Raw genomic sequence first — 19273 nt, 5'->3', positions numbered from 1 at the left:
ACAAGACCGCGAACCGGGTGAGTTGTTCGAGGGGGCGAACAACCGGGGGTGGGGGGCTTAAGGTCGGCTCGGAACCGGGCCGTGGGGGCCCGCGTGTACGACGGAGTACGACTGAGATGCGCTGAGGCGCGCTACCGGAGGACGACGAGATGACGGTGACCCTGGCGGACGTGGCGGCCCGCGCCCAGGTCTCCCCCGCGACGGTGTCGCGCGTACTGAACGGGAACTACCCCGTGGCCGCGTCCACCCGTGAACGGGTGCTGCGGGCCGTGGACGAGCTGGACTACGTCCTGAACGGGCCGGCGAGCTCGCTCGCCGCCGCCACCTCGGATCTCGTCGGGATCCTCGTGAACGACATCGCCGACCCCTTCTTCGGGATCATGGCCGGCGCGATCCAGTCGGAGATCGGCGGGCCGGGCGGCCGCGCGGGCGGGGAGCGGCTCGGGGTCGTCTGCAACACCGGGGGTTCTCCGGAGCGGGAGCTGACGTATCTCACCCTGCTCCAGCGGCAGCGGGCGGCGGCGGTCGTCCTGACGGGCGGGGCGACGGAGGCCGCGCCGCACAAGGCCGCGATGTCGGCGAAGCTGCGGAAGCTGGCGGACGCGGGGACGCGGATCGTGCTGTGCGGGCGGCCTCCGGCGCCGGAGACGGGGGCGGTCGCGCTGACCTTCGACAACCGGGGCGGGGGCAAGGAGCTGACCGAGCACCTCATCGGGCTCGGGCACCGGCGCCTCGGGTACATCGCGGGTCCCGAGGAGCGGACGACGACCCGGCACCGGTTGGAGGGCCACCGGGCGGCACTGGAGGCGCACGGGATCACCGAGGATCCCCGGTGGACCGTGCACGGGCGGTACGACCGGCGGTCCGGGTACGAGGCCACGCTGGAGCTGCTGCGGCGGGATCCGTCGCTCACGGCTGTGGTGGCCGCGAACGACTCCGTCGCGCTGGGGGCGTGTGCGGCGCTGCGGGACTCCGGGCGGCGGATTCCGGATGACGTGTCCGTCGCCGGGTTCGACGACCTGCCGTTCAGCATCGACGCCGTGCCCGCGTTGACGACGGTGCGGTTGCCGCTGGCGGAGGCGGGGGCCCGGGCGGGGCGGATCGCGATGGGGCGGGAGGAGCCGCCGCCCGGGGGGATCGCCACGGTTCGGGGGGAGTTGATGGTTCGGGGGTCCTCTGGGGTGCCGCGGGCCTGAGGGGCCGGTCGTCACTTCTTCGTCGACGGGTGCGGGGCGGTGGGGGGCTGGTCGCGCAGTTCCCCGCGCCCCTGAGCAGGCCGGACTGGACGGCGACTTCCAGAGCCCTCATCGACTGCCCGCCTTTCTCGCGGCCTCCTCCACCCTGTTCCGGTACTGCTCCCACCAATCCCCGTCCCCCGGCGCCATGTTGTCCCCCTCCCCTCTCTGCCCCACCGACCCGTCCACGAGTTCGCGTACGACGTCGGCGTGGCCCACATGCCGATGCGTCTCGGCGATCATGTGGACGAGGATGCGGTGGAGGGTGAGTTCGGCGTGCGGGGGCCGGGGGACGCGGCCCACGGTGTCCAGGGGGAGGGTGTCGAGGGTCTCGTCGGCGTGGGCGCAGGCTCGGTGGTAGGCGTCGACTATCTGCTCGCGGCTCTCCTCGGGAGTCGCCCACAGGTCGGCGTTGGGTTCTGCGGCGCCGGTGATCCACAGCGGCTGGGCCCCGGGGAGCGGCCGGCCGAAGGTCTCGCCGAAGTAGATCGCCTCGGCACCGGCGAGGTGTTTGACCAGGCCCAGGAGGTTGGTGCCGGTCGGGGTCAGGGGGCGGCGGGCGTCGTACTCGCCGAGGCCGTCGAGTTTGCGGAGCAGGGAGTCACGGGCGTCCTGGAGGTAGAGGCGCAGGTCGGCGGCGTCAGCTGTTTCGGTCATCGGATCAGTCTGTCGGCGGCACGATCTTTGTCCACCGGTAATCAGCGGAGGGGCTTCACCGCCGCGAATCCGAACAGGTTGGGGATCCCGCCCGACCCGGTCTCCACGGTCCGCTCCAGCCGCAGGCCCGCTGTGAGCGTGGCGTTGAGCAGGTCGGTCAGTGGGACGTGCCAGGCGCCGACGCGGGCGCGCACTCCGGCGGGGTTCCATGAGTCGAGGGTGCGGGAGCGGTCGGCGTACCTCTCGTCGACCACGATCCTCGTCCCCTCGCTCCAGTCGGCGAACGCCCCGATGAAGCAGGGGTGGACGCCGAGGTGCACGAACCGGCCGCCCCGGGTCAGGACCCGGGCGATCTCCCTGAGCACGGCCGCGTAGTCGGGCACGTCCGTGCTCGCCAGCACGCACATCGCGGCAGGGACCGAGTCGTCGGCCAGCGGGAGGGCCGTGGCGTCGCCGACCGCGACCGGCAACCGGCCTACCGCGTGGCGGAGTTGGCCGTGCGAGAGGTCCACGCCGACCGGTGTCCAACCGAGTGCCGCCGCCGGGGCCGCGTGGGCGCCGGTGCCGCAGCAGACGTCCAGGCAGATCCCCTCCCCCGGCCCCAGCAGTTCCCCGAGCATCGTGTGCAGCCTGTCGATGAACTCGCCGCCGGAGGAGCGCGACATGTAGTCGTTGTACCAGTCCGCGTGAGCGTCGTACGTCGCTGTCGTCATCCTTCGAGGGTAGGAAGCGATCTCGGGGTGCGGACCGCCGTTCGCCGACAGCTCACGGCCTCCATGTCAGTGGGCTCCTCTATCGTCCCGGCCATGGTCTTTTCCCTGCCCGACGGGCTGCCTCCGGGGCGTTTCGAGCGACGGGGTCCGACGGAGGTCTGGCTCTCCGACGAACTGCCCGACCAAGTCGGGGAGTTGTGGGCGGATCTGCTGGGGAAGGCCGCCGTCACCGGGCTGTACCCGCACCTGTGTTGGCCGGAAGACCCTTCGCGGCCCACGGATCCGGCCGCCGCCGACGCCGTACGGCTCGACGAGGTCCTCGCGGTCGACTTCGCCGAGTACCGGCGCGAGCGGCTGCCGTTCTGGTCCGACCCGGCCTCCGCCGAGCTACCGGACGACGACATGCCGGAGGACATCGAGCCCTGGCCGCACGATCCGGGGCCGCCGTTCGAGAGCTGGCCGGGGCTCGCGCCCGCCGGTCCGGGTGGCGGCGGGGGCTCGAGCCCCGAGGAGGCGGCGGCCCGTACGGTCGCCGGTCTCCTGCGCACCGAGCCGTTCGCGGCGTCCTTCGTGCTCGCCCTCGTCCCGGCCCGCCGCTCCGCCGACGTCCCGGCGCTGATGGGCTGGTCCCACGGTGGACCGCAGCCGCTGCTGGGCGCCCTGTTGCGGAGCTGGGAGGGGCGGTTCGGGGCCCGGGTGGTGGCCGCGTACGGCGGTGAGCTGCATGTCTCGGTCGCGCGGCCGCCCCTTGATCCGGCGGACGCGGAGCGGCTCGCGCTGGAACATGTACTGTCCACCGCGGACAACATCGTGGACGATCCGCCGACGCCGTTCCCCGAGTACGCGCGTGAACTCGTCGGGCGGACCCAGTGGCGGTTTTGGTGGGACTGAGGCGGAAGACGCCGTACGCTCCCCCCGCCAATAAGTGCTCGGGCCGGCGTTCACGGAGGGGATGGCGGTGGCGTGGCCGGAGCGCGCCGGGGACCCTCCCCCGCAAGCGGGGGGACCCCAGCCGACCGGCTCAACTCCCTGAAGAAGCACGTCGTCACGGACACCCTCGACGACTCCGAGCTGACCTGGAACGACACCGAGCAGATCCCGCACGCTCATCAGCGAGGGGCTCGTCGACGAACTCCAGCTTCTCGTGATGCCGGTGGTCCTCGGCGGCGGCAAGTCGATCTTCCCGGAGGACGGGGCCAAGCGGCCCTTCGAGCTGGTGTCCACGGTCGCCGGGAAGACCGGCGTGCTGGTGTGCGTGTACCGGCCCGCTACCGAGGGCTAGCGGCGGTGGGCGCGGACGTCCTACGCTCGGTTCAGCGATATCTCTGACTGAGTCAAGCATCCGGGGGTCGACCGACCATGACCGTCCAGGACATCCGCGCCTTCAACCGCTTCTACACGAACGTCATCGGCGCCCTCGACTACAGCCGTCAGCTGTACGCCCCGTACACCCTCACCGAGTCCCGCGTCCTGTACGAGCTCGCGCACTCGCCGCGCACCGACGCGGCCGATCTGCGGACCGAACTCTCGTTGGACGCGGGGTACTTGAGCCGGATCCTGAACAAGTTCGAGCAGGAAGGGCTGATCGAGCGCACGCCCTCGCGGCGGGATCCGCGTCGGCGCCGGGTCACGCTCACCGCGCGCGGCCGGGAGACGGCCGCGCTGCTCGCCGAGCGCGCCGACGAATCGGTGGGCGCGCTCCTCGCGACCGTCCCCTCCGCCGACCGGCCCCGGCTCTCCGAGGCGATGCACACCGTCCGCACCCTGCTGTCCGACGGCCGCCCGCCGCGCCGCGAGGACGTCCTGCTGCGCGATCCCGGCCCCGGCGACCTCGGCTGGATCGTGGCCCGCAACGCGGCCCTCTACGCGGCCGAGTACGGCTTCAACGCCGACTACGAGGGGCTGGTCGCGCGGATCGTCGCCGACTTCGCGGAGGACCATGATCCGCATCTGGAGCGGGTGTGGATCGCCGAGCTGGACGGGCGGCCGGTGGGGTGCGTGATGTGCGTACGGGACGACGCGCCTGGCACGGCCCGGTTGCGGCTGCTTCTCGTCGAGCCGGAGGCGCGCGGACTCGGTATCGGGGACCGGCTGGTCTCGGCCGTCGTCGACTTCGCGCGCGGTGTCGGCTACCGGGATCTGGTCCTGTGGACCAACGACGTCCTCACCGCCGCCCGCCGCGTCTACCAGCGCCACGGATTCGTCCTGGCCGCCGAGAAGCCCCACCGCTCCTTCGGCCAGGACCTGAACGGCCAGGACTGGCGACTGGAGCTGACCGGGACGGGTGAGTGACGGGTCGGCCGGGAGGTTGGGTGGTGGGGTGGTGGGGTCGTGGGGTGGTCGGGCCGGTGGATGGGTGAGAGTTGGGCCAGTCGGCCGGCCAGGGGCTGAACTGGTCGGCCGGTGAGTGGCTCAGCCACTCGGTCGGTCAGTGGCTGACCCAGTCAGCCCGTGAGTGGCTGGAGCAGCCAGCCCGTGAGCCGCTGGAGCGGTCGACCAGCCAGCGGAACTGAACCAGTCGGCCGGTAAGTGGCTCATCGTTCCCCGGCAAGCGCGGTACACGCGAACTCGGCTCGAAGCGCATGGTCACACGCTCTTGCGTCACGCCGTGCACTGCCTCACGGTTCACCAGGCCGAGACCGAGTCGTGGCCGAGCCGAGCACCCCGCAGGGCCTCCTCCTGAACGCACTCGCTCGTATGAGGGTTCCGGGGACGTGAGCACCGCCTCCGCCTGGTCCTGTGCTCCGACCAAAGAGGCACCTGACCAGTACGAAGGCCGTGGAGGCCTGGGGCCGCATCCATCCTCGTCTGTCCACCCGCTCCGCACGGATCGGGTGGACCGGCGAACTCCCCCCAATCGAGAGCACGCCGTGGCCGCCTCGCTGGACCTGGGTCGAACGCAAGCGTCCCACCCAGGCGCTGGGGCGTCCGCTTCCGCGGTTCGGATGGCCGGCTCGACGGTCGGCGATCCGCCGGCCGTCGTCGTCCAGCGGAGAGCAGGTCAGTCGATCAGCACGTCGAGATCGCAGACGCTGCCGCGGCGCCCGCCTCCACCAGGGCGGAACAGGCGCTCGAGATCTTCGACTGTGACGGGCCGACAGTCGGTCGGGGGCGGGATGTGGCGTCGGCACAGGAGGTGGACGGAGTCCGGCGAGAGGTAGGCCACGATGCGCTTGAGGAAACCGTCCGGGGCGAGAGGACACCCATCGCTCCGCAACCGTCGAAAGGTTGCAAGGACAAGCTCGTTGAGCCGTCGCCTGCCACGAGGACGCTTTGAGGTCAGGGAAGGAGAAGCAGTTTGCCCGTGGTCGTGCGTGACTGCAGTGCCTCGTGGGCCCGGCTCGCCTCCTCGAAGGGGTAGCGGCCGGCGATGGCCGTGCTCAGGGTGCCGTCGCGAAGCCAGGCGAAGACGTCGCCCGCCCTGGCGGCGAGTTCCGCCGGGTCGGTCGCGTGGTGCACCAGCGTCGGGCGGGTGAGGTAGAGCGAGCCCCGGCTCGCCAGGGACTGGGGGTCCAGTGGGGGCACCGGGCCCGAGGCAGCGCCGAGAAGGACGAAGACGCCGCGCGGACGCAGGGCCGCCAGGCCGGCGTCGAACGTGTCCCTGCCCACGCCGTCGTAGACCACGTCGACACCGCGGCCGTCGGTCAACTCCCGCACCTGTGCCGCGCGTTCGGCACCGTTCTCGCTGTTCCAGGCCCCGATGACCACTTCGTGCGCGCCGGCGGCGCGGGTCACCGCCGCCTTCTCGGGCGTGGAGACGGCGGCGATGACCCGGACGCCCCGACCGGCGAGCAGGCGGACGAGGTGCTGCCCCAGACCGCCGGCCGCAGCATGGACAAGGGCGTACTCGCCCTTGTCCGCGTCGTAGGTGGACGTGGTGAGGTAGTGCGCGGTGAGCCCCTGGAGCATGATCGCGGCGGCGTCCTGGTCGCCGATGTCGTCGGGCACCGGTACGGCGGCGGAGGCGGGTACGAGCACCTGCTCGGCGTAGCTGCCGGGCACCTGGCACCAGGCGACGCGGTCGCCGGGCCGTACGCCCGCGACGTCGGCGCCGACGGCCAGGACGACTCCAGCGCCCTCGCTGCCGGGAACCAGCGGGGCCTTCAACGGGGTGGTGCCCTGGCGCTCGTAGACGTCCTTGAAGTTCACCCCGGCGGCGGTCAGCTCGACCAGGAGCTCGCCCCTGTCCGGGTTCCGCACGGGGCGTCGGCCGACCGTGAGGACCTCCGGTCCTCCGTGGCGTTCCGCGATGACTGCGCGCATGCGAGCTCCTGGTGTCGAGTGATGGCCGGGTCGGTGATCGGGGCGGGGATCAGGCAGTTGCCTCCCGCCGAGGAACGTAGCGCAGGCTGAGCACCACGATGGCCAGGAAGCACAGGGCGACCAGTCCGACGCTGACGCGCAGCCCCAACAGGGAGTCGCCCATGGCGATGAAGGAGCCCAGGAGGGCGACGCCCATGGCCATGCCCACCTGCCGGGCGGTGTTGAGGATGCCGGAGCCCAGCCCGGCGTAGGCGGGTTCGATGGACAGCAGGGCGGCGGCGTTCAGGCTGGGGGAGAACACGCCGCAGCCCAGGCCCGCCAGGGCGGTGCCGATCAGGAACAGCGGCCGCGTGGCGATGCCGTCGACGCCCAGCAGGAGCACGGCGCCGACGAAGGAGGCCAGGGCACCGGTCCACAGCAGCGTGCGTGGACCGCGGCCGACCATGCGCCGGTTGAGGACGATCGTGCCGAACACCCATGAGATGCCGAAGGGCAGGAAGTGCACGCCCGTCTCCAGGGCGTTCAGGCCCCAGTGCTGTTGCACGTAGATGGCGAGCATGAACTGCATGCCGTAGCCGCCGAACTGGAAGGCGAAGCCGTTGCTGACCGAGGCGGTGAAGGCGGCCCGGCGGAACACGACGAGCGGCAGCATCGGGTGCTCGGTGCGCTGTTCGACGGCGACGAAGGCGACGCCGGCCACGATGCCGAGGGTGAGCAGCCCGAGCGTGATCGGCGACGTCCAGCCCAGCGGGCCTCCCTCGATCAGGTAGGCGACGAGTGCCGAGAGGGCCACGATGGCGGTGAGCTGGCCGGGCAGATCGGGCCGGGCCTCGCGGCGCGGCGTCTCACGGGCGTGGCGCTGGGCGAGGTAGAGAGTGGCCAGGCCGACCGGGACGTTGATGAAGAAGATGGACCGCCAGCCCCACAGGTCGGTGAGGAATCCGCCGGCGATCGGCCCGGCCACGAGCGCCATGCCGCCCGTGGCTCCCCACACGGTGATGGCCTTGGCTCGTTCCGTCGGGTCGGCGTAGGTGCGGGCGATGATGGCCAGCGTGGTGGGCAGCAGACCACCCGCGGCCAGGCCTTGGAGGAAACGGGCGCCGATGAGGGTGCCGAGGGTGGGGCTCAGGGCGCACAGGAGCGAGGCCGCGGTGAAGGCGGCGAGCGCGGTGACGAATAGCCGGCGGGCGCCCCAGCGGTCGCTGATGCTCCCCGCGGTGAGCAGGACGCTGGCCAGCGGGATGGTGTAGATGTTCACCACCCACTGGAGCGCGGAGATGGAGCCGTGCACGTCCCTTTCGATGGCGGGGAGGGCGACGTTCAGGGCGCTGCCGTCCAGAAGGATCATGAAGAAGCCGAGGCAGACGGCGGCGAGCGCCAGCCTGCTGTGGTGCGTGGGCCGGTCGGCTGCCGGGTCGGGCGCGGATGACGGGAGGCCGGTGCTCGTTCCGGGGGCGGCGGAGGTCGTCATGGGGGGACTCTTCCTGTGGTCGGGGGGAGCAGTGGGGGGGCGTGATGCGGAAGGGCGCGGCGGTGCCGGGCGGGCCGGCCGCGCCGAGCGGATCAGTCCTCGGGAGAGCGGGACGGGGCGGGTGCGGCCCTCAGTGCCTCTACGGCCCTCAGGGCACCGGCGACGCAGTGGCGGAACACCTGCGGGTCCCGTCGCGCACGGGCCAGGACGTAGCCGCCCTGGACGGCGGCCACCAGGAGTGAGGCCGTCGTCCTGGAGTCGGTGTCCTGGCGCAGTTCGCCCCGCGCGACGCCTTCTTCGAGAACCTGGGCGATACGTTCCGTGAGCCAGGCGAAGAATTCGCCGCTGGGCGCCCGCAGCGTGTCGTCGACCACCACCTCGGGGTCCTGTACGAGTCGGCCGACGCGACAGCCGGCGAGCGGATCGCGTTCCGTCTCCAGGTAGGCGCGGATCCGCTCCACCGCGGACTGACCGGTGGACAGGGCCTCCTCCACCGTCTCGCGCAGTGTCCCGGCCGAGTGGTGCATGGCGGCGACGGCCAGATTCACCTTGCCGGAGAAGTGGTGGTACATGCTGCCTTGCCCGACCCCGGCCCGCTTCTGGATCATCGCCGGGCTCGTGCCCGTGTAGCCGCGCTCCCACAGGAGCTCGGCTGTCGCTTCCACGAGTGCGGTCCTGGTGGTCATGACACGACTGTACATACTAGTAGGTACAGAGCCAACGCTCTTTCCTCTCTCTTTGCGAAGGAGGCGGATCCCTCTGCGCTCGGCTACGCCGCCAGGCGTGTGGAGGCGTGGGCCATCAGCTCGCGCACCGAGACCTTGCCGGCGTTGTTGTACGGGATCCGCGTCACCTCCAGGACCGTCGCGGTGTCCGCGTAGCGCCGCAGCTTCTCCCGCACCGCCGTCAACGCATGCGCCCGCCCCACCGGCCCGAGGTCGGGGCGCAGCACGACCGCCGCGATCACCGCCCGCTCCGGCGCACCCATCCGCTCGGGATCGGCGGCGACGCAGGCGTCCCGCACCGCGGGACTGTTCTTGATGTCTCCCTCGGCGCGGACGAAGTCCACGCGCGCGGCCACCGTGTCGGAATCCCCGCCGGAACGCGCGGTGACGTACACCCGCCCGTCGCCGGCGACGTAACCGTAGTCGCTGGTGAGCACGTGGCTGCGGCCGTCCACCCGGACGGTGTCGAGCGGGCGGTGGACATATCCGTCCAGGGCGAAGGCGCTCTCGATCGCGAGCTGCCCCACCTGCCCGGCGGGCAGCGCGGCGGCCGTGACCGGGTCGACGGCCCGTACGGTCACCCCGGGCATGCAGCGTCCGGCGGAGTACGGGTCTGCCGCGAGGTCGGCCGGTCCAGCCATGGTGTTGATGCCGGTCTCGGTCGTCGCGTAGTAGAGGTGGAGCACGTCACCGAGGCGGTCGGCGGTCTGCCTGATCGCGCGGGGACTGAGGTGCCGGCCGCCGGTCAGCACGAACCGCAGGGCGGAGAGGTCCGCCCCAGCGTGCGAAGTCGTCGCCTTCTCCAGGACCGCCTCCAGGAAGGGCGGTACGAAGAATGCACCCGTCAGCCGTTCTCGCTCCATCACCTCGAGGGCGGCCTCCGAGTCGGCGGGCCCCAGACGGACGGAGCCGCCGAGGGCCAGTGCGGCGCTCACCCACACGTGCCCGGAGGCGAATGCCAGGGGTGACGTGATCAGAAAGGAGTCCGACGGGCCGAAGTCCAGCGCGTCGCGGAGGTAGGCGACCCGCTGGTTCTCGGTTCGCTTCCGCCGTACGAAGAGCTTGGGCACCCCGGTCGTCCCACTGGTGAACCCCAGTGCGAGGAACCGGGGTGTGTGCCACGTGCCGGGCGGGAAGTCCGCGTCCGCGACCGCCAGATAATGCGTCACCCGCGTGTCGAAGGCGGGGAAGTCCACCACGTCCAGCAGCAGGGCTTTGTCCGGCCAGCGCCGCCAGAAGTCCTTCGGCAGCGTGGGCAGGGAGCTGTCGACGACGATGAAGGTCGGGTTCACGGCCTCCAGCTGCGCGGCGATGGTCCCCTCGTCGCGCGCCGGGTCGATCCCGACCCAGGGCACGCCGAGCGAGGTGAGAGCGGCGGTCGCCACCACCACGCGCACACTGTTGCCCGCCAGGACGACGGCCCGGTTCTCGTCGGCCGGGTCCAGGCTCCGCGTGAGCCAGGAGCGCACGGAGCATGTCTGCGCCGCCAGTCGGCTCCAGGTGAGGGTGTCCCGGCCGTCGCCGACAGCCGTGGTGTCGGGGACGACGGCAGCGCGTTCGAGCAGGGTCTCGAGAGCGATCACGGTAGGGCCTCCTTGGGCGAGGTCAGCCGGCGAGGGGCAGGGGCAGGTCGGACGCGGTCGCGCGCTCGGCACGCGCGAGACGCGCCACGCCGAGCCGCAGGGAGGAGCGGGCTATGGAGTCGCCCTGCAGCAGCGTCCGTGAGTTGACGTGGGGCCGTGCGCCGATGGCGGTCACCCACTGCACGGACTCCACGGGCGGTCCGTAGGAGAAGCGCGCCGGATGCGGTCGGCCATCAGCGCGGACCACCTGGAAGGTGACGTCGGTGACGTCCAGACCACCGGTCTGGTAGCCCGGACCTGTCAGGTCCGGGATGACGTGCGGTCGGCAGCCCCCGGCGGCCGACAACGAGCTGAGCAGCGGATCGGTCGCCCGCCGTATGTCGGTCAGCGGCAGGTGCGCCTCGATCAGCGTGGCCGCCCGCACCGGCTCGCCCGGTACCTGCGGGGAGGCGGCCACGAAGGCGCGTTCGCGCTCATCCGCGACGACCCCCATCCGCGGTCCCAGAAGCTCGACGACACCCGCCTCGACCAGCGCGCGCAGCTGCTCGACGCGCCGCGCCGGCGGCCCGCTCGCCGCGTAGTTGTTCAGGCCGCTGAACCAACGATCGATGTGCTCGCGGTACGAGGTACCGCTGATGCCACGGTGCGAGATGACCTGGCGGACCTCGTCCCGAAGGTCGCGCATGACCGCGGCCGCCGCCTTCACGGCGCTGGCGTCCGGGCCCAGCCGGGAGTGGCGCAGGTCCTCGGCGAGCTGTCCGAGGACCCACCGCCGGAACGCGGCCTGGTCCTCGAACTCGTGCTGGTCGGCCGGCCGGTCCAGCGCCTGCCAGCTCCACCGCAGCGCCGGATCCGGCACCAGTTCCTCGATGAGCCCGCGCATCCGCGGGCTGTCCCATTCCAGAGCGGGGTACTCGGCCAGGAGCCGGGCGTACGCGTCTGCGGGACCGTCCTTGAGCAGGGCCCGGTAGTACACCCAGCCGACCTCCTTGGCCACCAGGGGGAACAGATCGCGCACGAAGTCGTTGCGGCCGGTGCCCGCGGCGGTGCGCAGCCGCGCGATCTCCTGTGCGTTCAGGAAGACCGGCTGATAGCGCGGCACGACCTCCTGGTGGATCTCGGCGCGCGCCCGGTACGGCATGCCGCGGCCCGAACCGGCGTACAGCACGGGTTCGTGCCCGCCGCGTCGGTACGTGAGCCAGCCGTCGCCGTCCCGCTCGAAGCGGCCGCCCCTGGCCTCGGTGAGCAGCACCATGTAGTCGTAGAAGTTGAGGCCGAGACCGCGCAGGATGACCGGCTCCCCCTCGCCGATCCCGTCGAGGTCGACCTCCGCCGGGCTGTTGGGCGGGACGTAGCGCAGGCCGTGGCGCGCCGCGAAGTCGGTCAGTTCCCGCTCGCGGTCGGTGCCGGACACGTCGTAGTGCCCCTGCGCGAGAACCACCGAATCGACCCGCAGCGGCAGGTCCTCGTCCTCCAGCCGCACCTCCTGCAGGCCGTCCGTGCCGTCGGTGACGGAAACGGCGCGCGTACGGTGCACCCGCACGGAGACGTACTCCGGTGCCCTGTCGACGATGTGCTGGAACGCCCAGCTCAGATACTCCCCTTGGAAGGCCCGGGAGGCGTACGACCACGGCTCCATCACGGCCGCCTCGGCCCTGGCCGCCTCGGTGACCCCCGTGACCTGACCGGCGGCGACCATGCGGGCCCACTGGTACTGGGTGGGCCCGGCAGTCAGTGGGCCCTCGCAGGTCACCGTCGGGTCGGTGAAGACGGTCACGTCACCGGCGACCGTGTTCATCAGCAGGTCGCGCGGCTGGTCCACCTTCCACACCCGCCCCGCGCCGACCTGGCAGGGGTCCACCACATGGACCTCGATGAAGCGGCCGTCGGCGAGCAGCGGAGCGTTGGCGCAGATCCGCTCGAGGGCCACGGTGCCGCGGGGCCCCGCGCCGACGACGCAGATCCTGATGGGGTCTGTGGATTCGAGAGACATGCCGAACTCCTTGTCGTGGTCGGTCATCCGGTGACGGTCCAGGTGTCGCCGCCGGCCAGCAGTGCGGTGGGGTCGCCCGGGCCGCGCTGCGCGACCGCCTGGGCGATCTGCTCGTTCATGAGCGCGTCGTAGACGGGCCGTTCGACGCTGCGCAGCACTCCGATGGGGGTGGGGTGCTGGAGTCGGGAGAGGGCGAAGGCTCGGGCCGGGTCTGGATCGTGGATGTCGTGGACGATCTCCTCGCCGTCCGGCGCGAGCCGGTAGGGCTTGCCGTGTTCCAGGCGGAGCAGGGCGGTGTCGCGGGTAGCGGGGTCCTTGAGGAGGTCGAAGGCGCCGTCGTTGAAGATGTTGCAGTTCTGGTAGATCTCGACCAGGGCGGTGCCGGGGTGGCCGGCGGCGGCCCGCAGCACTTCCGTGAGGTGCTTGCGGTCGGAGTCGACCGTGCGGGCGACGAAGCTCGCCTCGGCACCGATCGCCAGGGAGAGCGGGCGGAACGGTTCGTCGAGGGAGCCCATCGGCGTCGACTTGGTGATTTTGCCGACCTCGGAGGTGGGCGAGTACTGGCCCTTGGTCAGGCCGTAGATGCGGTTGTTGAACAGCAGGATCTTGAGGTTGACGTTGCGGCGCAGGGCGTGGATGAGGTGGTTGCCGCCGATGGACAGGGCGTCGCCGTCGCCCGTGACCACCCACACCGACAGATCGCGGCGGGAGGCGGCCAGGCCCGTGGCGATGGCGGGGGCGCGGCCGTGGATGGAGTGCATCCCGTAGGTGTTCAGGTAGTACGGGAAGCGGGAGGAGCAGCCGATGCCCGAGACGAAGACGATGTTCTCCCTCGCCAGGCCCAGCTCCGGCATGAAGCCCTGCACCGCGGCGAGGATGGCGTAGTCACCGCAGCCGGGGCACCAGCGCACTTCCTGATCGGACTTGAAGTCCCTTGCGTGGAGCTTGATTTCAGTGGTCACGGAGCTTCTCCTTCAGCGCCGCGGCGAGCTGCTCCGCCTTGAACGGCATGCCGTTGACCTGGTTGCAGCTGTGGGCGTCGACCAGGTACGTCGCCCGGATGAGGGTGGCGAGCTGCCCGAGGTTCATCTCGGGCACGACGACCCGCCGGTAGGAGGCGAGGACGTCACCGAGGTTGCGGGGAAAGGGGTTGAGGTGCCGCAGGTGCGCCTGCGCGATCGGCTCCCCGGCCCGGCGCAGCCGCCGTACCGCGGCCGTGATCGGCCCGTACGTCGATCCCCAGCCCAGCACCAGGGTGTTCGCCCCGTCCGGATCGTCGACGTCGAGGTCGGGGACGGTGATGCCGTCGATCTTGGCCTGACGGGTGCGGACCATGAAGTCGTGGTTGGCCGGGGCGTAGGAGATGTTGCCGGTGCCGTCCTCCTTCTCGATGCCGCCGATGCGGTGCTCCAGGCCGGGTGTGCCCGGGATGGCCCAGGGGCGGGCGAGCGTGTGCGGATCCCGCTTGTACGGCCAGAAGACCTCGGTGCCGTCATCGAGGGTGTGGTTGGGGCCCTGCGCGAACTGCACCGTCAGATCAGGCAGCTCCTCCAGGTCCGGGATGCGCCAGGGCTCGGAGCCGTTGGCCAGGTAGCCGTCGGAGAGGAGGAAGACCGGGGTGCGGTACGTCAGCGCGATCCGGGCCGCCTCCAGGACGGCGTCGAAGCAGTCGGCCGGGGTGCGGGGCGCGACCACCGGCACCGGGGCCTCGCCGTTGCGCCCGTACATCGCCTGAAGCAGGTCCGCCTGTTCGGTCTTGGTGGGCAGGCCGGTGGACGGCCCGCCGCGCTGGATGTCGACGATCAGCAGCGGCAGCTCCAAAGACACCGCCAGTCCGATGGTCTCGGACTTCAGCGCCACACCGGGCCCCGAGGTGGTGGTCACCGCCAGGGAACCGCCGAAGGCCGCCCCCAACGCCGCGCCGATGCCCGCGATCTCGTCCTCGGCCTGGAAGGTGCGCACACCGAAGTTCTTGCGCTTGGACAGTTCGTGCAGGATGTCACTGGCCGGGGTGATGGGGTACGAGCCCAGGAACAGCGGCAGATCCGCCTGTCGGCTCGCGGCGACAAGCCCGTACGACAGCGCCAGGTTGCCGGATATGTTGCGGTAGACGCCCGGCGGGAACGCCTTCGCCGCCGGAGCGACCTCGTAGGAGACGGCGAAGTCCTCGGTCGTCTCCCCGAAGTTCCAGCCCGCCCGGAAGGCGGCGATGTTGGCCCTGGCGATGGGCGGCTTCCGGGCGAACTTCGCGGTCAGGAACTTCTCCGTGCCCTCCGTGGGCCGGTGGTACATCCAGCTCAGCAGCCCCAGCGCGAACATGTTCTTGCTGCGCTCGGCCTCCTTGCGGGACAGGTCGAACTCCTTCAGCGCCTCCACCGTGAGCGTGGTCAGCGGCACCGGGTGGAGGTTGTAGCCGTCGAGGGACCCGTCCTCCAGCGGATTACTCTCGTAGCCGACCTTCTGCATCGCCCGTTTGGTGAACTCGTCCGTGTCGACGATGATCTCCGCACCGCGCGGCAGGTCGGCGATGTTGGCCTTCAGCGCGGCCGGGTTCATCGCCACCAGCACATTCGGCGCGTCACCCGGGGTGAGGATGTCGTGATCGGCAAAGTGCAGCTGGAAGGACGAGACACCGGGCAGGGTGCCGGCCGGTGCACGGATCTCGGCCGGGAAGTTCGGCAGCGTCGACAGGTCGTTGCCGAACGACGCGGTCTCCGAGGTGAAACGGTCCCCGGTGAGCTGCATACCGTCACCCGAGTCCCCCGCGAACCTGATGATCACCCGGTCGAGCCGGCGAACCGTTCTTCCGCTGAGGGCTGCCGGGAGTTCGGTCGGAGCGGTCGTGGTCGTGTCGGGAGCGATGGTCATGAGCCAGTCACCTCACGTCCGTCCGGCGCGTCGGCGTCGGGTGCGTGCTCGGATTCCCGGAACAGCTGCCGGAAGTAGTTGATGTCGCCGGTCAGGTCGGCCAGGAGAGTACGGAGGGAGGTGCCGTCGGCGCCTGCTGCACGCAGTTGTTCGCGGTTGCGGCGCAGGCTGCGTGCGGAGAGCGGCAGGTCGCCCGCCGAGAGGTAGCGGATGGCGCCCTCGGCATCGCGCCGGGGGATGACACGCGACCTCGCGTAGCGGCTGGCGCTGAACGGAATGTCGAGCGTTCCCTGTTCGAACGCCGAGACCACGGCCGCCACGGTGTCGCGCTGCTCCAGCACCGGCTCCACGAGCTCGCAGACCTCGGTGAGGATCCAGTCCAACTCGCGGCGGACCTTCTCCTCGTCGACGCCGATGAAGTCCAGCAGCGGGGAGTTGGCCCGGGCGGCCAGCCGCAGCCCCTCGACGTTGGCCCGGGCGTCGGGAATCCCGTACGCCTCCTGGTAGGTCTTGGTGATCAGCTTCGAGGCACCGCCGAGCCGCGCCGCCAGCGCTCCGTAGAAGATCAGGTCCTCGGCGTTGTCGCGGACGCGGGGGAAGACCCCCATGAACTCGTGCAGGACCGCGTGCACCTGGCTGTCCGCCGGAAGGTACCGGCGGGCCAGTTCGGGGACGGCCCTCAAGGCGGCGACGTCCTGGGCGAGATGTCCGCCCTGTGGGTAGGCGACCGAGACGCATCGGACGCCGGCGCGGGCGGCGAGCACCGCTTCGATGACGCTGACGGCCAGGCTGATGGACGGCGGGACCAGGACCGCGGTGAGGGTGCCGAACAGTTCCCGGTCCACGACCAGACCCAGGTCGGCGAGTTCACCGCAGCGCCGGTCCACCTCCTGCCAGGTGTGCAGCGAGTCGGTCAGGGAGACCGCCTTGGAGTACGGCAGGTTGTAGGAGATGCCGCCGCCTTCGAACGACGTGATGCCCGAGGCGACCGTGACGTCGAACAGGGCCCGGGCGTCCGGGGAGCCGTGCCGTATCTCCAGCGGCACGCTCACCGCCTCGTTCAGTTCCCGTCCCCGACGCCACCCGTGGGTGACCAGGGGGTAGCCGTTGAGGTCGGCCGGGCGCCGGTTCAGTGTGCGCAGGGCCTGCTCGAAACGGAGCAGCCGGGTGTGCGAGTCGATCGTGAGGGTGAGGATGTCGGGTGCCGCCTCGGACTCCAGCGCGCGTAACAGGGCCTTCATCTCCTGGTGGTCGCCCACACCGCAGCGGGGTTGGAGGGCCACCCGCCCGGTGTCACGGGCGTGGGCGAGGACGTCGGCGGCGATCGGCTTGCCCAGGGCCTCGACGTAGGCCACCGACTCCTCGATAGGCGGCAGTGACGTGTCGCCGGCCGGGCCTTCCCCGGTGCCACGGGCACCGAGGAAGGCTATGCCGCCGGTCATGACGCCACGCGCACGGCCTCGGCCGGCGCGGACCGGTCGGCGCGCAGCTGGTCGAGGACGGCGGGCAGGTGCGCGGGGTCGGTGAGGATGCGGTCGACACCGAGCTGGTGGAGCCGGGTGTGGGCCGAGGCGTCCTTGTGACTGCCGACGGATAGGTTGCCGCCGACGATGACAGGGACGTCCAGCCGGCCGTTCGCCCGGGCGGCCCTGAGCCCCCGCAGGTCCTCGTGGATGTGCCCGTTGAGGCTGCCGATGATGACCGCCTCGGCGTCCGGGTGTTCGTCCAAGGCGTCGGCGAATTCCTCGACGGGCGTGCAGGTACCGAGATTGACCACGTCGTAGCCGAAGCCGCGCAGCGCATGGGCGATCAGATGGTTGGCGACGGCGTGGCTGTCGCTCGCGGCGACACCCAGGATGACCTTGCGGGGTCCGGCGGCTGAGGGCAGGGACTGCTGGCGCATCTGGCGCTCCTTGGGGAAGGGGTGGGCTGTCAGTCGTCGAAGGCGGCGAAGAGTTCCCTCTTGCTGACCGCGTGCAGCCGCTTGACGTCGTATTCGTCGGCGTCGGCGGTGGCGAGCGAGTCGAAGACACAGGTGATGGCCGGAGCCAGACCCCATACCTCGCGATACTCGGGCCAGCCCTTGTGGCCGGCGGCGATGTCCCGCTGCCGGGCGAAGAGGTAGTCGTGCCACTCGCGGCTGGAGGGGTAGCGGTGGTGGTAGTCGTGCACGACCGTGTCGCCGGTCAGAACCAGGTAGCGGGCGGGTGCGTGGACGAACAGCATCCGCAGGGTCCAGCGGGTCCAGGCAAGTGTCCGGCGCAGTGGCCGCAGCGACCGGGAGGGCGTCGGCTCACCCATGAAGATGGCGTTGGTGAGGCTCGCGAAGTAGTCGCGCCCGCGCCGGACTTCGGTGCCCGCTACGGGGAACGTGTGCTTGACGCACAACCGCAGGGTGTTGCTCACCTGGAACAACGGCAGCAGCGGTACGACCCACACAGCGAGGAAGGCGGCCCAGGTGCCCGTCACGACGGTGCCGCCGACGGCCACGCCATAGAGCAGGACCGCAGTGACCTTCTCGGCACGGGACGACTTGCTCCAGAAGGAGCGGACGCGCGAGACGGCGAAGGCGAAGTGGAAGCGAGGGGAAAGCAGCTTGCCCAGCAGCCGCCGCCACATCTGGCGGGCCGTCATCGTCGGGCTCAGGCCGAGGCTGACGAGGAAGGCCTGCACGGTGGGGTCGCGCAGCGTCATGTGGTGGGCCGCGTGGTGGTCGCTGACGTGCTCCCTGCTGTACCGCTCGAAGTTCTGAATGATCAGCAGGCTGGAGGTCGCCCGTCCGATGACGGTGTCCAGCTTCCTGCGGCGGTACATGTTTCGGTGGGAGCACTGGTGATAGATCATCATCCGCAGGTTGCGCATGCCGTGCAGGGTGACCGCCCAGCCGGCGAGCAGCAGCATCAGGTACCAGCCGCCCAGCGCCCAGCCGAGTGCGCTGACGGCCACTCCCGTGGCGATAGCCGCGACCGCCGAGAGCAGGTGGAAGGTGGGCGTCCAGCCCATCGGGGCCTGCCCTTCCAGGGGCTTGCCGGTGAAGACGGTCAGTCGGCGCTGCAGGAACGACGGCAGCACGGCCATGGTCTCGCGTGGGTCGGCAGGCGGTGGGGTGGGCTGGGCCCCGTCTGCCGGGATGTGCCGGGGGCGTATGTCAGTGGTGGACACAGACGTCTCCTCCTCGGATGCGGTGATCGGGAACGACGCCGAACAGGTACGGCCGCAGCGGGCCGTGACCTCGGATGGATGCCCAGTAACGGGCGCTGAGCCATTCTTAGTCGGGACACCAGGCGTTGTGTATTGAACCTTTGTCCATGCGCGGCTGATGCGCGTCCATGAGCCAATAGGAATGCGCCACGAGTCCCGCCTGGAGCCGCGACTCGACTCCCAATTTGGCCATCACCTGGGCCACGTGCGCTTTCACCGTGCGTTCGGTCACCTCCATCCTGGACGCGATGGCACAGTTCGAATGACCCGCACCGAGCAGCAGAAATGCCTGCTTTTCCCGATCGGAAAGCAGAGGCACCCTGGTCAACTCGTCGGACCAGTTCGGAAGCTCGAGTTCGGTGGACATCGCACTCCCCCGGTCAACGATCTTCAGATGGCCGCGATCGGCTCGCGTCCGATCGATCGGCGCCTGGGGGGCAATGATAGATCCTGAAGCATGTTTGAACTCAAGTACATCAACGCAGTGATGTGCATCACATATTTGTGGATGATTTGCCACTTATGAGGTGTTCTGCGCGCCCCAAAGTATTCACCTTTCCAACC

The 19273-nt window shown here is 70.7% G+C and carries 15 protein-coding genes and 2 pseudogenes; 4 read left to right on the top strand and 13 right to left on the bottom strand.

From position 1 onward, the window contains the following. Window positions 1–149: 149 nt before the first annotated feature. Window positions 150–1196: a LacI family DNA-binding transcriptional regulator gene (locus AB0D34_RS31990; protein WP_362667811.1), complete on the top strand. Its 1047-nt coding sequence runs from the start codon at window positions 150–152 to the stop codon at window positions 1194–1196. Window positions 1197–1304: 108 nt separating this feature from the next. Here the strand turns inward: AB0D34_RS31990 and AB0D34_RS31985 are convergent, their stop codons facing one another. After that, window positions 1305–1892 carry a DinB family protein gene (locus tag AB0D34_RS31985; protein ID WP_362667808.1) on the bottom strand — a complete coding sequence of 196 codons (588 nt, stop codon included), beginning with the start codon at window positions 1890–1892 and terminating at the stop codon, window positions 1305–1307. 41 nt (window positions 1893–1933) lie between these two features. Next, window positions 1934–2605: a methyltransferase domain-containing protein gene (locus AB0D34_RS31980; RefSeq protein WP_362667805.1), complete on the bottom strand. Its 672-nt coding sequence runs from the start codon at window positions 2603–2605 to the stop codon at window positions 1934–1936. 93 nt (window positions 2606–2698) lie between these two features. Between AB0D34_RS31980 and AB0D34_RS31975 the strand changes: the two genes are divergently transcribed. From AB0D34_RS31975 to AB0D34_RS31965, 3 genes and pseudogenes are all read left to right on the top strand, one after another. After that, a complete protein-coding gene (locus tag AB0D34_RS31975) occupies window positions 2699–3496 on the top strand; it encodes a DUF4253 domain-containing protein (RefSeq protein WP_362667803.1) in 798 nt (265 codons plus the stop codon). A gap of 61 nt (window positions 3497–3557) precedes the next feature. After that, window positions 3558–3887, top strand: a pseudogene (locus AB0D34_RS31970) (dihydrofolate reductase family protein); the annotation flags it as partial. A 77-nt stretch (window positions 3888–3964) separates the two neighbouring features. Continuing rightward, a complete protein-coding gene (locus AB0D34_RS31965) occupies window positions 3965–4897 on the top strand; it encodes a helix-turn-helix domain-containing GNAT family N-acetyltransferase (protein WP_362667801.1) in 933 nt (310 codons plus the stop codon). A gap of 987 nt (window positions 4898–5884) precedes the next feature. Here the strand turns inward: AB0D34_RS31965 and AB0D34_RS31960 are convergent. From AB0D34_RS31960 to AB0D34_RS31910, 11 genes and pseudogenes are all read right to left on the bottom strand, one after another. Further along, entirely contained in the window at window positions 5885–6868 is a 984-nt protein-coding gene (locus AB0D34_RS31960; RefSeq protein ID WP_362667799.1) for a quinone oxidoreductase, read from the bottom strand. A 49-nt stretch (window positions 6869–6917) separates the two neighbouring features. Continuing rightward, window positions 6918–8339 carry an MFS transporter gene (locus tag AB0D34_RS31955; protein ID WP_362667796.1) on the bottom strand — a complete coding sequence of 474 codons (1422 nt, stop codon included), beginning with the start codon at window positions 8337–8339 and terminating at the stop codon, window positions 6918–6920. 92 nt (window positions 8340–8431) lie between these two features. Continuing rightward, window positions 8432–9025 carry a TetR/AcrR family transcriptional regulator gene (locus AB0D34_RS31950; RefSeq protein WP_362667793.1) on the bottom strand — a complete coding sequence of 198 codons (594 nt, stop codon included), beginning with the start codon at window positions 9023–9025 and terminating at the stop codon, window positions 8432–8434. Between the two features lie 83 nt (window positions 9026–9108). After that, window positions 9109–10647, bottom strand: coding sequence for a class I adenylate-forming enzyme family protein (locus tag AB0D34_RS31945; RefSeq protein WP_362667791.1), 1539 nt, complete (start codon window positions 10645–10647; stop codon window positions 9109–9111). 22 nt (window positions 10648–10669) lie between these two features. Further along, window positions 10670–12667 (bottom strand): FAD/NAD(P)-binding protein, encoded by a 1998-nt coding sequence (locus AB0D34_RS31940; RefSeq protein WP_362667788.1) that lies wholly within the window; start codon window positions 12665–12667, stop codon window positions 10670–10672. After that, complete coding sequence (locus AB0D34_RS31935) at window positions 12664–13602, bottom strand: 2-oxoacid:ferredoxin oxidoreductase subunit beta (RefSeq protein WP_362667786.1); 939 nt, start codon at window positions 13600–13602, stop codon at window positions 12664–12666. Before AB0D34_RS31935 ends, AB0D34_RS31940 begins: the two co-directional genes overlap by 4 nt. Continuing rightward, window positions 13592–15439 (bottom strand): annotated as a pseudogene (locus AB0D34_RS31930) (2-oxoacid:acceptor oxidoreductase subunit alpha); the annotation flags it as partial. The gene AB0D34_RS31935 and the pseudogene AB0D34_RS31930, both read right to left, overlap by 11 nt. Before the next feature lie 65 nt (window positions 15440–15504). After that, complete coding sequence (locus AB0D34_RS31925) at window positions 15505–16950, bottom strand: methylaspartate mutase (RefSeq protein WP_362667784.1); 1446 nt, start codon at window positions 16948–16950, stop codon at window positions 15505–15507. Next, entirely contained in the window at window positions 16947–17411 is a 465-nt protein-coding gene (locus tag AB0D34_RS31920; protein WP_362667781.1) for a cobalamin-dependent protein, read from the bottom strand. Before AB0D34_RS31920 ends, AB0D34_RS31925 begins: the two co-directional genes overlap by 4 nt. A 29-nt stretch (window positions 17412–17440) precedes the next feature. Then, a complete protein-coding gene (locus AB0D34_RS31915) occupies window positions 17441–18670 on the bottom strand; it encodes a stearoyl-CoA 9-desaturase (RefSeq protein WP_362667778.1) in 1230 nt (409 codons plus the stop codon). Between the two features lie 106 nt (window positions 18671–18776). Continuing rightward, entirely contained in the window at window positions 18777–19076 is a 300-nt protein-coding gene (locus AB0D34_RS31910; RefSeq protein ID WP_362667777.1) for a helix-turn-helix transcriptional regulator, read from the bottom strand. Window positions 19077–19273 lie beyond the last annotated feature (197 nt).

Source organism: Streptomyces sp. NPDC048420 (assembly GCF_040651535.1).
In the GTDB taxonomy this organism is placed as follows: Bacteria; Actinomycetota; Actinomycetes; order Streptomycetales; family Streptomycetaceae; genus Streptomyces.
The sequence above is the reverse complement of the archived record's forward strand: the minus strand, read 5'-3'. Positions and strand labels throughout refer to the sequence as shown.